10 protein-coding genes are annotated in these 14,606 nt (G+C 73.5%); 6 read left to right on the top strand and 4 right to left on the bottom strand.

Annotated features, from left to right (window positions below; translation table 11 throughout):
- Positions 1-303 precede the first annotated feature (303 nt).
- Complete coding sequence (locus tag ABD976_RS00260; RefSeq protein ID WP_345355123.1) at positions 304-1,548, top strand: cytochrome P450 family protein; 1,245 nt, start codon at positions 304-306, stop codon at positions 1,546-1,548.
- A gap of 43 nt (positions 1,549-1,591) precedes the next feature.
- Here ABD976_RS00260 and ABD976_RS00255 read toward each other — a convergent pair whose 3' ends face one another.
- Complete coding sequence (locus ABD976_RS00255; RefSeq protein ID WP_345355120.1) at positions 1,592-3,565, bottom strand: arabinofuranosyltransferase; 1,974 nt, start codon at positions 3,563-3,565, stop codon at positions 1,592-1,594.
- A 284-nt stretch (positions 3,566-3,849) separates the two neighbouring features.
- On the opposite strand from ABD976_RS00255, the gene ABD976_RS00250 reads away from it, so the two are divergent.
- The gene (locus ABD976_RS00250) at positions 3,850-4,446 is read left to right on the top strand and encodes a DUF2567 domain-containing protein (protein ID WP_345355117.1); all 597 of its coding nucleotides are present in this window, start codon (positions 3,850-3,852) and stop codon (positions 4,444-4,446) included.
- A gap of 4 nt (positions 4,447-4,450) precedes the next feature.
- Here the strand turns inward: ABD976_RS00250 and ABD976_RS00245 are convergent, their stop codons facing one another.
- Together ABD976_RS00245 and ABD976_RS00240 are read right to left on the bottom strand one after the other, a co-directional pair.
- Positions 4,451-5,131 (bottom strand): LON peptidase substrate-binding domain-containing protein, encoded by a 681-nt coding sequence (locus ABD976_RS00245; RefSeq protein ID WP_345355114.1) that lies wholly within the window; start codon positions 5,129-5,131, stop codon positions 4,451-4,453.
- Between the two features lie 307 nt (positions 5,132-5,438).
- Positions 5,439-6,089: an NUDIX hydrolase gene (locus ABD976_RS00240; protein WP_345355655.1), complete on the bottom strand. Its 651-nt coding sequence runs from the start codon at positions 6,087-6,089 to the stop codon at positions 5,439-5,441.
- A 155-nt stretch (positions 6,090-6,244) separates the two neighbouring features.
- Between ABD976_RS00240 and nadA the strand changes: the two genes are divergently transcribed.
- Genes nadA through ABD976_RS00220 form a run of 4 tightly spaced genes read left to right on the top strand, consistent with a single transcriptional unit; the run spans position 6,245 to position 10,641 of the window.
- Positions 6,245-7,261, top strand: a complete 1,017-nt coding sequence (nadA, locus tag ABD976_RS00235; RefSeq protein WP_345355111.1) for a quinolinate synthase NadA — start codon at positions 6,245-6,247, stop codon at positions 7,259-7,261.
- Positions 7,258-8,853 (top strand): L-aspartate oxidase, encoded by a 1,596-nt coding sequence (locus ABD976_RS00230; RefSeq protein WP_345355108.1) that lies wholly within the window; start codon positions 7,258-7,260, stop codon positions 8,851-8,853. Before nadA ends, ABD976_RS00230 begins: the two co-directional genes overlap by 4 nt.
- Positions 8,850-9,722, top strand: coding sequence for a carboxylating nicotinate-nucleotide diphosphorylase (gene nadC, locus ABD976_RS00225; RefSeq protein WP_345355105.1), 873 nt, complete (start codon positions 8,850-8,852; stop codon positions 9,720-9,722). Before ABD976_RS00230 ends, nadC begins: the two co-directional genes overlap by 4 nt.
- A gap of 10 nt (positions 9,723-9,732) precedes the next feature.
- Positions 9,733-10,641 (top strand): CPBP family intramembrane glutamic endopeptidase, encoded by a 909-nt coding sequence (locus tag ABD976_RS00220; RefSeq protein ID WP_345355102.1) that lies wholly within the window; start codon positions 9,733-9,735, stop codon positions 10,639-10,641.
- Between the two features lie 101 nt (positions 10,642-10,742).
- On the opposite strand, the gene ABD976_RS00215 is transcribed toward ABD976_RS00220, so the two are convergent.
- Positions 10,743-14,498 carry a glycoside hydrolase family 2 TIM barrel-domain containing protein gene (locus ABD976_RS00215; protein WP_345355099.1) on the bottom strand — a complete coding sequence of 1,252 codons (3,756 nt, stop codon included), beginning with the start codon at positions 14,496-14,498 and terminating at the stop codon, positions 10,743-10,745.
- Positions 14,499-14,606: the final 108 nt, after the last annotated feature.

The raw sequence follows: 14,606 nt of genomic DNA, 5'->3' as shown, positions 1-14,606 counted from the left end.
CAAGGCGAGCTCACGGGTCTCCTGGAAGCGGGCTGCTTCGAAGGCGTCTGACGCAGCAACCCTTTCGTGAGCTGAGTGAGGGGCACCCTTGCCCAACATACTGGGGCAAGGGTGCCCCTCACTCACGTCACCAACGGGTGAGGGGAGCTGGGTGAGGGGCACCCTGTACCACGTCACGAGGTACAGGGTGCCCCTCACCCAGGTCTCGTTCGGGTGGGGCGGGGTGTGCGCTGAGGTGGGTGACAGCGTTCGGTTATAGGGGTTAACTGGTTCTGGACATGCTTCCCGAACCGGAGGACTCCGATGACCGCCACCGATCCGCGCCCGCCGGACCCGCTCGTCCCCGAACCGGAGGTCGACGCCGACTTCGTCCAGCACCTGCACGAGCGCTACGCCGAGATCCGGGAGCGGACCCCGGTGCAGCGGATGATGACCCGGGGCGGACTGCCCATCTGGTCGATCACCCGCTACAGCGACGTCCGCGCCGCGCTGGCCGACCCCAGCCTGAGCAAGGACGTGGCCGGAGCCGACCGGGTGATCCGGGCCAAGCTGCCGGTCCGGGACGACGACGACGGCGGGCGCCCGTTCAGCGATTCGCTGGCCGCCCACATGCTCAACATGGACCCGCCGGACCACACCCGGGTCCGCAAGCTCGTGGTCAAGGCGTTCACGCCCCGCCGGGTCGAGGCGCTGCGGCCGCGGATCGAGGAGCTCACCGGCGAGCTGCTCGACGCGATGGCCGGTGAGTCCACGGTGGACCTGCTGGACGCCTACGCGTTCCCGCTGCCGATCCGGGTCATCTGCGAGCTGCTGGGCATCGACGAATCCCGCCGCGACGACTTCCGGGCGTGGACCAACGCGCTGCTCGACGACACCGACCACGAGGCCACGATGGCGGCCGCCAACGCGATGAGCGCGTACCTGGTGGACCTCATCGAGCGCAAGCGCGCCGAGCCGGGCGAGGACCTGCTGAGCGGTCTCATCGAGGCCACCGACGAAGGAGACCGGCTCACCCGCGACGAGCTGATCTCGATGGTGTTCCTGCTGCTGATCGCCGGGCACGAGACCACCGTCAACCTGATCGGCAACGCGGTGCTCGCGCTGCTGCACCACCCCGACCAGTGGGCCGCGCTGCGCGCCGATCCCGAGCTGGCGGCGGCCGCGGTGGAGGAGGCGCTGCGGTTCGACGCGCCGGTCATGCACGGCACCCTGCGGCACACCACCAAGCCGGTCAGCTACGGCGGGGTGGAGATCCCGGCCGGGGAGGCGGTCTGGGTCGGGCTCAGCTCCGCCAACCGCGATCCCGAGCGCTACCCGGAGCCCGACCGCTTCGACCTCGGCCGCGACGCCCAGGGCCACCTCGCCTTCGGCCACGGCATCCACTTCTGCCTCGGCGCCCAGCTCGCCCGGCTGGAGGGCCGGATCGCGCTGCGGCGGCTGGTCGAGCGCTTCCCCGACCTGCGCGCCGCCGAACCGCTGGACGAGCTGGGCTTCCGGTTCAGCACGCTGATCCACGGGCTCCGCCGGTTCCCGGTGCACCTGGGCTGAGCCCGCGCGCGGTCGGCGACCGGTGGGCCGCCGACCGCGCCGCTCAGTTGCGCACGGCGATGGTGTACGGCCCGACGTCGGCCACCTCGAACTGCGGCGACTGGAACAGCGCGCGGTCGAAGCGCACCTGGTAGTCCCGGACGTTGGGCAGCTGCGGGAACGCGTCGGCCTTGAGCTCCATGCCCAGGCCCGTCGGCTGCCCGGACTCCGCCGAGCTCGCACCGCCGAGCGAGTGCGGGCTGTCCGGGTTGCGCAGCACGAACACGGTCGGCGCCGGGTACTCGCTGCGCTCCAGCATCCGGACCAGCTCGGCGCTGTCACGCGCCTGGCTCCACCGGTGGATCTCGGCGGCGCGGCCCTCGTAGTCGGCCAGCGGGTTCGCGTAGTGCGGCGTCTCCTGCTGGAAGCCCCAGTACGGCCGGAACGACATCAGCTTGTAGTCCGTGCTGAGCACGACGTTGCGCTGCGGCGGGCGGTCGCTGAGCCGGTCGATCGCGCGGTTGACGTCGTCGGTCCACGACCCGGCCTCCTCCGGGTCGCGGTGGCCCTTGGCGTTGACCCCGGTGGGGTAGTAGTCGGTGTAGGCGGTCTGCACCGAGGGTTCCAGCGCGTCGCCGATGGCGTGCTGGGTGATCGAGACGGCACCGCCCAGCCCCAGCGCGAAGGCGACCGCGCTGATCCGCACCGCGTACCGCCCGGACAGCCGGTGCCGCAGGAACCCGATCAGCTCCAGCAGCCCGAACACCCCGGCGGCGGCCAGCACCACGTCGAGGACCACGGTGAGCCGGAAGGCCAGCAGCGTCGTCTTGGCGATCAGCGCCAGCGTGGACAGCGCGAACCAGCAGTAGACCGCGATCACGATGGTCAGCATCGCGGCGGCGATCTCGTTGCGGCTGCAGCGCAGCAGCAGCCACACCACGCCGATCAGGCACAGCAGCCCGAACGCGGTCGCCTCGGTCATCGGCAGCGGCAGGAAGGCGCCGTTGGCGGGCAGGTAGTGCTGCGCGGCGCTGCGCGGGTTGTCCAGCAGGAAGCTGGTGGACAGCAGGTAGGGCAGCCACACCAGCAGCGCGATCACCAGGCTCACCAGCCCGATCGGCAGCAGCCGCAGGAACAGCGCCCGCACCGTCGGCCACAGCGCGTCGCCCCGGCGCACCCGGAACACCCCGATGATCACCGCCATGGTGACGACCATCAGCACGGTGAAGCCGAAGTGCAGCGTGTAGGTCACCGCGGCGAAGCCGACGAAGGCGCCGATGAACACCAGCGTGCCGCGCGGTGCCGGATCGCGGCGGCGCAGCACGTGCCAGGTCAGCACGGCCAGCGGGGGCAGCCACGCCGCCGACGGCCACGCGTAGGGCTCCTCGATGCCGTGCAGCATCCCGGCCAGCGCGGTGACCAGCGCGGCCAGCAGCGCCAGGCGGCGCCGGACCACCAGGCTCCACAGCGTGTAGGCCACCACCGCGGTCACCGCCACCCAGCACAGCGCGTAGGGCTTGTAGGCGGCCCAGCCCTCCCAGCCGAGCAGGTTCGCGAACCGCCCGCCGAGCCAGAACCAGCCCGCCGGGTAGTACGGCGCGACCTCGGGGTAGTTCATGTCGGCCAGGCCCGCGGTGCTGGCCATCCGGGTCATGTACTGCAACCGGAAGCCGTTGTCCACCGAGGACCCGCCGAAGTAGTACCGGGTGCCCTGCAACGGGATCGCCAGCGCCAGCGTGGTGAACGCGCTCAGCGCCACCCAGGTGCCGCCGGTGCGCAGCCAGCGCGGCGAGCGGTGGTGCCCGAACACCACGAGGCCGAACAGCAGCACCAGCACCAGCGCGCTGCCCACCGCGGCCAGCGCTTCCGGCGCAAAGCTGGGTTCGCTGATCCCCAGGCGCGCCACCAGGAACTGGAGGCCGAGGCAGACCACGGTCGCCACGATCGACCCGAGCAGGATCTCCAGCACCGCGCCGCGCAGCGGCAGCCGCACGGCGGAGTCCTGCCGCGGCTCGTCGATCGGGCTCGGTCCGGTCAAGAGGGAGCTCGGCAGGGTTCCCGCCACAGTAAAGATCCTTCGGCCGCAGGCGGACAGGGAGGCTCGGCGAGCCTAGTTGATGTGCGCCGCCTCACCTGCTGTCGGGGGAGGTCGTGGCGGTGGCGCCGGACGCTAGTCTGGGTGGATGCGCCCGGCGCCGGACGCGTCCGCGGCCTCGCGCGGCGGGATGCCGGGTCGCGAGCGGCTGCCTGCGGGAAGCGGGCGGCTGCCTGCGGGAAGCGGGCGGCGCGGTTGCCGAGACGGGCGCTTGAGGAGCGTGCGAGATGACCGAACCCGCCGGACACGGCGCTGCGGTTCCGGCCGGCCCCCACGAGGAACCGTTCGAGGGCCCGTGGCTGCTCGAACCGGTGCCGAAGGTCGTGGTCAAGGCCGACCTGCTGCCCGCGGTGAGCACGGCGTCGCTCATCGCGCTGCTCGGCATCCCGCTGGGCTGGCTCTGGTCCCTGCTGGCACCCGCGCAGGCCGGCGTGCTGCTGGCGGACGGGACGCTGGCGTCGATGCCGCTGGCGAGCTACCACGCGTTCGACGCGCTCGCGCTGTTCCTGCTGCTCGGCTTCACCGCCGGGGTGCTGGTGGCGGCGGTGCTGTGGATGTCCCGGCGGCGCCGGGGGCCGGTGCTGCTGCTCGCGGGCGTGGTCGGCGCCGCGCTGTCCGGCTGGCTGGCGATGACGCTGGGCGCCTCGTTCGCCGCCGCCGCGCACCCGGTACCGCCCACCGCCGCACCGGGCGACCTGATCCAGGAGGCGCCCGCGATCGGCACGGCCTGGGCGCTGCTCGCCCAGCCGTTCGGCCTGACCCTCGGCTACGGGCTCTGCGCGTCCTGGAACGGGCTGGACGACCTCGGGCGGCGCGGCGCCTGAGCTGTTAGTTGACGCTGGCGTGCTGGGCGAACTCGGCCAGCGGGGCGGGCACGGCGCGCAGCTCGCGGAGGAACTCCGACTCGCGCAGCAGCAGCCTGCGGGCCATCCGCAGCCGCTCCAGCGGGTCGGTCTGGGCGAGCAGCTCCTGGCGGTCCTCGACGGTGAGCACGCAGTCGTCGGCCAAGGCGTAGGCGAGCTCGTCGACCTCGGCGCCCTCGTCGAGCCGGGGCGTGCTGCCCCCGCGCAGGCCGGTGGCGTGGTAGCGCTGGTGCGCGGCGCTGGCCGACATGGTCAGCCGCTCGCGCAGCGACTCCGAGTCGCGCTCCGGCGGGGTGTCGGGCAGCCACTCGACCCGGGCCATCAGGTACGGCGCCGCGTGGTGGTCGATCTGGAGCAGCCGGAAGCGGTGCTCGCCCGTGCTGTTGATGTCGAAGCGGCCCTCGGGGAGCTGCTGCACCTGGTCGAGGTGCGCGCTGCATCCCACGTCGTGCAGCGAGTCGACGTTGTCGGCGCCGACCTCCCAGCCCTGCCGGATGGCGACCACGCCGAAGCGGCGGTCCGGCACCACGTCGTTGATCAGGTCCGAGACGAGCTGGCGGTAGCGCGCCTCGAACACGTGCAGCGGGAGCCGGCCGCCGGGCAGCAGGACGGTCCCGAGCGGGAACAGCGGCAGCGTGTCGGTCACCGATCCAACGTACTCGGACAAAGTCCGAAGTAGCCAACCGTGTGGGGTGGAAGGTGTGGTGGTCTTTTCGGGGAGCGGTGCGGGTGGCGGAACCTCAGCGGCCTTCTCGCTCCGGGCGCCCTTCTTGATGGATCGCCAATACACGGCATCAGGGCGTCCTCGCGAGAAGGCCGCTGAGAACCCGCGGCGGTGCCGGTGCCGTGCGTGGGGCAAGGCGGAAGCGGCTTCGCCGCTTGCCTGACGGTGGTTGCTGGTGGCGCGTGCGTGGGGTGGCTTCACTGCTCGTCTGGTGGGGGTTTCCGGGGTGTCAGGTCGGGGGGCGTAGTACTGCGAAGGGGTCGGTGACCTGCAGGTCGCGGCTGGTGAAGGCGAACAGCGCCGGGGGGCGCCCGCCCGCTGGTCCGGCCGCGACCGTGCGCCCGGTGGCCCGCAGCACGCCGCGCCGGGACAGCACGCGCTGGAGGTTGGTCGCCGCGATCTGGTAGCCGAGCGCGGCCGAGTAGATGCGGCGCAGCTCGGAGACGGTGAACTCGGCTGGGGCCAGGGCGAACCCGATGTTGGTGTAGGAGAGCTTGGCCCGCAGCCGGTCGCGGGCCGCGGGCACGATCCCGGCGTGGTCGAAGGCGGTCGGGGGCAGGTCGTCGGCCGGGTGCCAGCTCGTGTCGGCGGGCACCGCGGGGTCGAGGTCGGAGGGCACCAGGCCGAGGAACGCGGTGGCCACCACCCGGTGACCGGGCACCCGGTCCGGGGCGCTGAACACCGCGAGCTGCTCGACGTGGGACAGCGTGTGCACGTCGACCTTCTCGGCGAGCTGCCTGCGGATCGAGGTCTCCACGTCCTCGTCGGCGCGGAGCCGCCCGCCGGGCAGCGACCACCGGTCCTGGTGCGGCTGCCTCGCCCGCTGCCACAGCAGCACGCGCAGCCGTCCGTCGCGCACCTGGAGCACCGCGGCGAGCACTTCGTGACCGGCATCGCCCTTGTCCCGCGCGGTCCCGGTGTTAGGATGTGGCACGTTTTCGATTCTAAGGCGAAAACCCCGATGGGGCGAAATCGGGGAGGGAGTGCGGCGCCCGCCGCGCGGTCGTTCGGCGGGTACCGGCGAGGAGGAACGAGATGGTCGCTGCTGCAACGTGGGAGCGGACCGATTCCGGCTACACCGGCGTGGTGCCGGACGCGGCCTGGGCGGAGGAGGTGCGGCGCCTGGCCGAGGAGCGCGACGCCGTGCTGCTGGCGCACAACTACCAGCTCCCGGAGATCCAGGACGTCGCCGACCACACCGGCGATTCGCTGGCGCTGAGCCGGATCGCGGCGAACAGCCCGGCGAGCACGATCGTGTTCTGCGGCGTGCACTTCATGGCCGAGACGGCGAAGATCCTCAGCCCCGGCAAGACGGTCCTCATCCCGGACGCGCGGGCGGGCTGCTCGCTGGCCGACTCGATCACCGCCGAGCAGCTCCGCGCCTGGAAGGCCGAGCACCCCGGCGCCGTGGTGGTCTCCTACGTCAACACCACGGCCGAGGTGAAGGCCGAGACCGACATCTGCTGCACCTCGTCCAACGCCGTCGAGGTGGTGCGCTCGATCCCGGCCGACCGCGAGGTGCTGTTCTGCCCGGACCAGTTCCTCGGCGCGCACGTCCAGCGCGAGACCGGGCGGGAGAACCTGCACGTCTGGGCGGGCGAGTGCCACGTGCACGCCGGGATCAACGGCCCCGAGCTGGCCGCGCGGGCGGCGGCGAACCCGGACGCGGACCTGTTCATCCACCCGGAGTGCGGCTGCGCCACCTCGGCGCTGTACCTGGCGGGGGAGGGCACCGTGGAGCCGTCCCGGGTCCGGATCCTGTCCACCGGCGACATGCTCACCGCCGCCCGGCGGACCGGGGCGAGCTCCGTGCTGGTGGCCACCGAGGTCGGGATGCTCCACCAGCTCCGCCGGGCCGCCCCGGAGATCGACTTCCGCGCGGTCAACGACCGCGCCTCCTGCCGGTACATGAAGATGATCACCCCGGCCGCCCTGCTGCGCTGCCTGCGCGAGGGCGCCGACGAGGTCCGCGTGGCCGAGGACGTCGCCGAGCGCGGTCGGGCCTCGGTGGAGCGGATGATCGGCATCGGCACCCCCGGAGGTGGCGAGTGAGCTGGGAGGCGGCGGCCGACCTGGTCGTGGTCGGCACCGGGGTCGCCGGGCTCACCGCCGCGCTGCGCGGGCGCGAGCTGGGCCTGCGGGTGCTGGTGGTGAGCAAGGACGCCCCGGCGGCGGGCAACACCGGCTGGGCGCAGGGCGGCATCGCGGTGGTCCGCCCCGACGAGCGCGACGCGGCCGACGACCTGGAACGGCACGTCGAGGACACCCTGACCGCCGGGGCCGGGTTGTGCTCGCCCGCGGCGGTGCGCGGGGTGCTGGCCGACGGGCCCGAGGCGATCGCCCGGCTGCGCGCCACCGGCGCGGTGTTCGACCCGGGCGCCGACGGGGCGCTGGCCCGCACCCGGGAGGGCGGGCACAGCGCGTTCCGGGTGATCCACGCCGGCGGCGACGCGACCGGGGCCGAGGTGCAGCGGGCGCTGTCCGCGGCGGCCCGCGACGGCGGCGTCCCGGTGCTGGAGCGGCACTGCGCGGTCGAACTGCTGCGCGCCGACGACGGCGCCATCGCCGGGCTGCTCACCCTGGACGGCGAGGGCAACCCCGGCGTGCTGCGGGCGCCGGCCGTGGTGCTGGCCACCGGCGGGCTCGGCCAGCTCTACGCCGCCACCACCAACCCCGAGGTCTCCACCGCCGACGGCATCGCGCTCGCGCTGCGCGCCGGGGCGTCGGTGGCCGACCTGGAGTTCGTCCAGTTTCACCCGACCGTGCTGCACGCGCCGGACGCGCGCGGCCACCGCCCGCTGGTCACCGAGGCGGTCCGCGGCGAGGGCGCGGTGCTGGTCGACGTGCGCGGGCGGCCGGTGATGGCGGGGGAGCACCCGCTGGCCGACCTGGCGCCGCGCGACGTGGTGGCCGCCGCGATCGGCCGCCGGACCGCGGCGACCGGGACCGACCACGTGTACCTGGACGCGACCGGGCTGGACGGCTTCGCCCGGCGGTTCCCGACCGTGCACGCCGCCTGCCGGGCGGCGGGGATCGACCCGGCCACCGAGCCGATCCCGGTCACCAGCGCCGCGCACTACTCCTGCGGCGGCGTGGTGACCACGGTGGACGGCCGCACCGCGGTACCCGGCCTCTACGCGGCGGGCGAGGTGGCCTGCACCGGGCTGCACGGCGCGAACCGGCTGGCCTCCAACAGCCTGCTGGAAGGGCTCGTGGTCGGCGGCCGGGCCGCCGAAGCGGTGGCCCAGGACCGGCGACGCGGGCTGCTGGTCCGCCGACCGGCCGCCGAGACCGCCCCGCCCGCGCAGGCGGTGGTGGACCGGGAGCTGCTGCAACGCACCATGAGCCGGGCCGCGGGCATCGGCCGCGACGCCGCCGGGCTCGCCGGTGCGGCGGCCGAGCTGGAGCGGCACGCGGTGGTCCGCCCGCTGCGGGACCGCCGGACCGTCGAGGACAGCGCCCTCGCGCTCACCGCGCGGGCGCTGCTGGCCGCGGCGGCCGAGCGCACCGAATCGCGCGGCTGCCACCGCCGCACCGACCACCCGGGCACCGACGACCTGCGGTGGCGGCGGAGCCTGGTGCTCCGGCTGGACGTGTCGGGGTGGCTGTTCACCGGCACCGGGATCGCGAGGGCGGCGGCATGAACGCGGAACCGGACCTGGACGCGGCCCGCCGGGTGGTGCGCACCGCGCTGGCCGAGGACCTGGCCTTCGGCCCGGACGCCACCACGGCGGCCACGGTGCCCGCCGGGGCCACCACCGAGGCGGCGTTCACCACCCGGCAACCGGGCGTGCTCGCCGGGCTGCCGCTGGTGCGCCTGACCCTCGACGAGGTGATCGGGGCCGGCCGGTACCGGGTGCTGGAGGAGCGCCCGGACGGCGCGGCGCTCGCGGCGGGGGACTGCGCGCTGCGGGTGCACGCCCCGGTGCGCGACCTGCTCACCGCCGAGCGCACCGCGCTCAACCTGCTCTGCCACCTCTCCGGGATCGCCACCGCCACCGCGGCGTGGGTGCGGGCGGTGGCGGGCACCGGCTGCGACGTCCGGGACAGCCGCAAGACGCTGCCCGGGCTGCGCGCGCTGCAGAAGTACGCGGTGCGCCTCGGCGGCGGGGTGAACCACCGGATGGGCCTGGGCGACGCGGTGCTGATCAAGGACAACCACGTCGTCGCCGCGGGCTCGGCGGTCGCCGCGGTGCGCGCCTGCCGGGCGCACGCCCCGGAGCTGCCGATGGAGGTGGAGGTCACCGACCTCGACGAGCTCGACGCGGTGCTGGCCGAGGGCGTCGAACTGGTGCTGCTGGACAACTTCACCCCGGAGGGCTGCGCCGAGGCGGTGCGCCGGACCGCCGAGCGCGCCCCCGGTACGGAGCTGGAGGCCTCCGGCGGGCTCACCCTGGAGGTGGCGCGCGCCTACGCCGAGACCGGGGTGCGGTACCTGGCGGTCGGCGGCCTGACGCACTCGGCGCCCGCGCTCGACCTCGGGCTCGACCTGGCGGAGGAACCGCCCGCGTAGCCTGACCACCATGCGACCCGCGCCGTTCCCGCACGGAATCGAGACGGCTCGACGGCCCACCGGCCCGATCCTCGGCATCGTCGTGGTCGTGGCCTGCGTGCTGCTGGGCCAGCTCCTCGGTGCCGTGGTGCTGCTCCCGCTGTTCGGGCTCGAACCGAGCGCGCTGCTCACCGGGCCGCTGGGGCCGGTCGAGCAGCTCGTGCTGCTGCTCAGCTCCGGTGGTCCGGTGGTGCTGCTGGCGCTGTGGATCGGGCTGAAGGAGCGGCGCCGGTTCGGCAGCGTCGGGTTCGTCCCGGCCTCGCGGGTCGGCCCGCGCCTCGGGCTGGGCGTCGGGGTGGCGGTGCTGCTGCTGTCGCTGCCGGTCGCGCTGAACCTGCTCACCGGCCAGTACGAGGTGCGCGCGGTGCAGCTCGCGCAGCTCGGCGCCGCGCTGCTGGCGCTGCTCGGGTTCGCCGTGCAGGCCTCCACCGAGGAGGTGCTGATCCGCGGCTACCTGCTCCAGGTCGTCCGGCGCGGGTGGGGCCTGCCGGTCGCGATGGGGGTGCAGGCGGTGGTGTTCACCGCGCTGCACGGCGCCAACGCGGGGGTCAGCGCGGTCGGGCTGGTCAACATCCTGCTGGTCGCCGCCCTGCTCGGGTTCTGGGCGCTGGCCGAGGGCGGGCTGTGGGGGGTGTGCGCCTTCCACGTGGTGTGGAACTGGTTGCAGGGCAACGGTTACGGCATCGAGGTGTCCGGGATGGACATCGGCGCCGCGGTGTTGGACGTGGCCGCGTCCCCGGGCGCCGCCCCGCTGCTCACCGGCGGCGACTTCGGCGTCGAGGGCAGCCTGATCACCACCGTCGTCCTGCTCGCCGCCACGGCCCTGGCGGCCCGGGCCCACCACCGCCGCACGCCCCTCACCCGCTCGGACGACGAGTGATCGCACCGTTCACCCGGAAGGGAAGTGAGTGAGGGGCACCCTTGCCCGAGTAACTTGGACAAGGGTGCCCCTCACCTGGCACAACTTCACCTGATCGGGCCTCAGCCGGTGGTGGGGCGGAGGGTGACCGAGTAGGCGTGCCGCTGGTCCGGTCGCACCCGGTACTGCTCCTGCACCGGCACCGGGGTGTCGCCGAGGCCGGTCACCGCGTCGCTCACGTGCAGGGTGACGAAGTCGTCCCGCACGAGCTGGTGGGCGAAGTCGGTGCGCTCGGCGTTGGAGTACCGGTCGGCCGCGATCGCCAGGTCCTCGCCGGCGACCTGGACGCCGCCGCCCTCGCCGGACAGCACCGCCCACGAGGTGTCGACCTTGACGCCGTTGTCCTGCGGCGGCAGGAAGTCGAACCACTGCTCGTCGACCGTGCCGGACCACCGCCCGATGTGCTGCGAGTCCTTCCGGTCCGGGTAGGACTCACCGGGTCCGCGGCCGTACCAGTCGAGCTGCCCGAACGATTCCGGCACCCGCATCGCGAAGCCCACCCGGGGCAGCCACGGCAGCGAGCGCATCCGCTCCCCGTAGGCCTCGACCTCGTGGTCGATGCGCACCGCACCGGTCCGGTCGACGGTGTAGACCCACCTGCTGTCGAAACCGTTGCCGGGCGCGCCGGTCACGTCGGTGCCCACCGCGATCCGCACCTCGCCCGGCGCGGGCCGGGTGACCTCGAACGACCGGACGTGGGTGGTGAGCCGGTCCAGCCCGGCCGCGCGGAACTGCGCCTCCGGGTTGATGCCGCTCCAGTTGCTCCACTCGTTGCCGGTGGGCGCCCGGAAGACGTCGAGCCGCGGCCCGCCGACGACCTGCTCGCGCCCGTCCGCCCGCATCGAGGCCAGCGTTCCGGACTCGCGGTCGAAGGTGTAGCGGAAGCCCGAGCCGGCGACCGCGACCGAGTCCCCGGCCTCCTCGACCGACAGCGCACCGGCCTCGGCCGCGCCGTCGACCGGCGGTGGCGCCGGTTCGCTGCCGCCCGCGCGGAGCTGCTCGGTGCTGACCACGTGGTCGCCGCGCCGGGCTTCGAGCACCAGGAACCGCTCGGTCTTCCCGGCCGGCGGGAGGTCGAGCCGGACCTGCTCGGCCTGCCCGGGTCCGACCTCGGCGTCCACCGCGCCCGAGGCGAGTTCGCGCCCGGCCTCCACCAGCTTCCAGCGCAGCTCGTAGGCCGCGGTGGACAGCGTGTGGTTGAGGTTGCGCACGGTGAACTCGCCGGCGGATCCGCCCGGCTCGAAGCGGATCGGCGCGTGGCTGTAGGCCATCTGCGCCAGCTCCGGCTGCGGGGTGCGATCGGAGTTGATCACGCCGTTGGCCAGGAAGTTGGACGCGCCGTAGTCGAGGAACTCGCCGCGCCGCTGCTCGGTGTCGAAGTCCAGCGCCAGCACCGCCCGGTCCACCGGGTCGGCGGCGAACTGCTCGGGGGTGAGCGCGGTGTCGTAGATCCGCGCGGAGTCCACCACCGCGTGCGTGGTGCGCCCGGCGAAGGAATCGCCGTGCTTCTCCATGTTCCGGCCCACCGACACCGTGTACATCGTGTTCGGCGCGATGGTGCCGGAGTAGGGCTCGGCGGCGACCTCGACGCCGTCGATGTGCAGCCGCACCTGCTCGCCGTCGAAGGTGCCGGTCAGCCGGTGCCATTCGCCCCACCAGTCGTCCGGGACCGCCACCCGCGCGGTGTGCCAGGCGCCTTCGCCGTAGACGAAGAACTCGACGTGCTCGGCGTCGGGCATCTGCAGCGCCCACTGCTTGTCGCCCTTGGCGAGGAAGGTGCCCGAGCCCTGCCAGGACAGCGGCTTGACCTGGATGTCCAGCGTCACGGCGGCACCGGTGATGTCCAACCGCGGATCGCGGTAGGCCTCCACCCAGTCGTCCAGACCGGACAGTTCCAGCCCCTTGCCCGCGACGCCCTCGACGGACTTCGGGTTCCCGCCGTAGTGCACGGGGATGCCGTTGCCGGAGACGTCCGGTGTGGACCGCAGCGGCCGGACCAGGCCCTGATCCACCCAGTCCCACACGAATCCGCCCTGCAACGACGGTTCGCGCCGGATGATCTCCCACATGTCCTCGTAGTGGCCGAGGCTGTTGCCCATCGCGTGCAGCCACTCGCCCATGATCACCGGTTTGGTGGTCTCGCGGGCGATCTCCTCCAGCCGGTCCGGGGAGGGGTAGCGCGGGCCCCACACGTCGGCGAACGGCGCGTCGCCGTCCGGGTGGTTGGACTGGTGGTACAGCGGCCGGGTGGGGTCGGTGGCGCGGGCGTGCTCGGCCATCGCGAAGTGCGCCTCGCCCAGCCCCGCTTCGTTGCCGGTGTCCCACAGCACGACGCTGGGGTGGTTCTTGTCCCGCTCCAGCATCGCCGCGAAGCGCTCGGCGAAGGCGGCCTGCCACTCCGGCCGGTCGGCGAGGCAGTCCCGGTCGCCGGTGGCGGTGCAGTCCTCGCGGTAGTGCGTCTCGATGTCGACCTCGTCGGCCAGCAGCAGGCCGTGCCGGTCGGCCAGCCGGTACCAGTACGGGTCGTTCGGGTAGTGCGAGGTCCGCACCGCGTTGACGTTGTGCCGCAGCATCAGCTCGACGTCCTGGCGCTGGGTGGCGCGGTCGACGGTGCGACCGGTCTCCGGGTCGTGCTCGTGCCGGTTCACCCCGCGCAGGTCGACGGCCTTGCCGTTGAGCAGGAGCTGCTCGTCGCGGACCTCGACCTCGCGGAAGCCGACCGGTTGCTGGGTGGTGTGCACGACCTGCCCGCGCTGGTCGACCAGTTCCAGCACCGCGGTGTACAGCGACGGCGTCTCGTCGCTCCACAGCTGCGGGTTCGCGATCTCCTGCGCCAGCTCCACCGACGCGCCACCGCCGCCGACCCGGACCTCGCGCTCGAACCGCGCGACCTCCGCGCCGTCCGGTCCGTGCAGCCGCGCCCGCACCACGTGCGGTCCGGCGCTGCCGCCGGGCACCCGGCGCAGGTCCACGCCGAGGCGCAGGGTGGCGTCGGTGTAGTCCTCGTCGAGCTCGGTGCGCACCGCCACGTCCTCCAGGTGCGTGCGCGGCACGCTGTAGAGGTGGACGCTGCGGAAGATCCCGGACAGGTGCCAGAAGTCCATGTTCTCCAGGTAGCTGCCCGAACCCCAGCGGTGCACCTGGACGGCGATGGTGTTGGTGCCCGGCCGCAGGTGCTCGGTCACGTCGAACTCGGCGGGGGTGTAGCCGCCCTGGTCGTAGCCGACGTAGCGGCCGTTGACCCACACGAACCAGCCGCTGGTGGCGCCTTCGAAGCGCAGCAGCTGGCGGCGCCCGTCCCACTCGGCGGGGACCTCGAACTCGCGGACGTAGGCGCCCGTCGGGTTCACGTCGTCGGGCACCTTCGGCGGGTCGTAGGGCGCGACCTCGGAGGGCACGTTGCGGTAGATCGGCCGGTCGTGGCCCTGCTGCTGCCAGACGCCGGGGACGGTGACCTCGTCCCAGCCCTGACCGCCGCGCTGCCAGCCCGCGGGCAGGTCGCGGTGGTGCTCGACGTAGTGGAAGCCCCACTTCCCGTCCAGCGACCGGGTCCACGGGGTCGGTTCGTCGGCGGGGGCGTCGAGGTCGTGGCGCGCGGAGCGCAGCGCCTGCTCGGCGTCGGCGTAGGGGCGCAGCAGCGCGTGGTGCGGTTCCTGGCCTTCCCCGGTGCGTCCCGGGTCCTCCAGGTACCGCTCGACCTGCGCCGGATCGGTCGGTCCGTCGACGGGTTGCGACTGTGCGGTGGGGGCCACGACCAGCGCGGCCACCACCGAGGAGACGGCCACCACGAGGGCGGGACGCCATGACTGGCTTCGCATGAAACCTCCGGGAGGCATCAACACCGACGTTTTCTGTTCTTTCTTGTTTGACTCTGTGGTGTTGATGTCGGAGCTTGGAGCCCGGAGGACCCGAGGTCAATATGACCG

Origin of the sequence: Saccharopolyspora cebuensis (assembly GCF_039542665.1) — a bacterium.
Lineage (GTDB): Bacteria > Actinomycetota > Actinomycetes > Mycobacteriales > Pseudonocardiaceae > Saccharopolyspora > Saccharopolyspora cebuensis.
The sequence above is the reverse complement of the archived record's forward strand: the minus strand, read 5'-3'. Positions and strand labels throughout refer to the sequence as shown.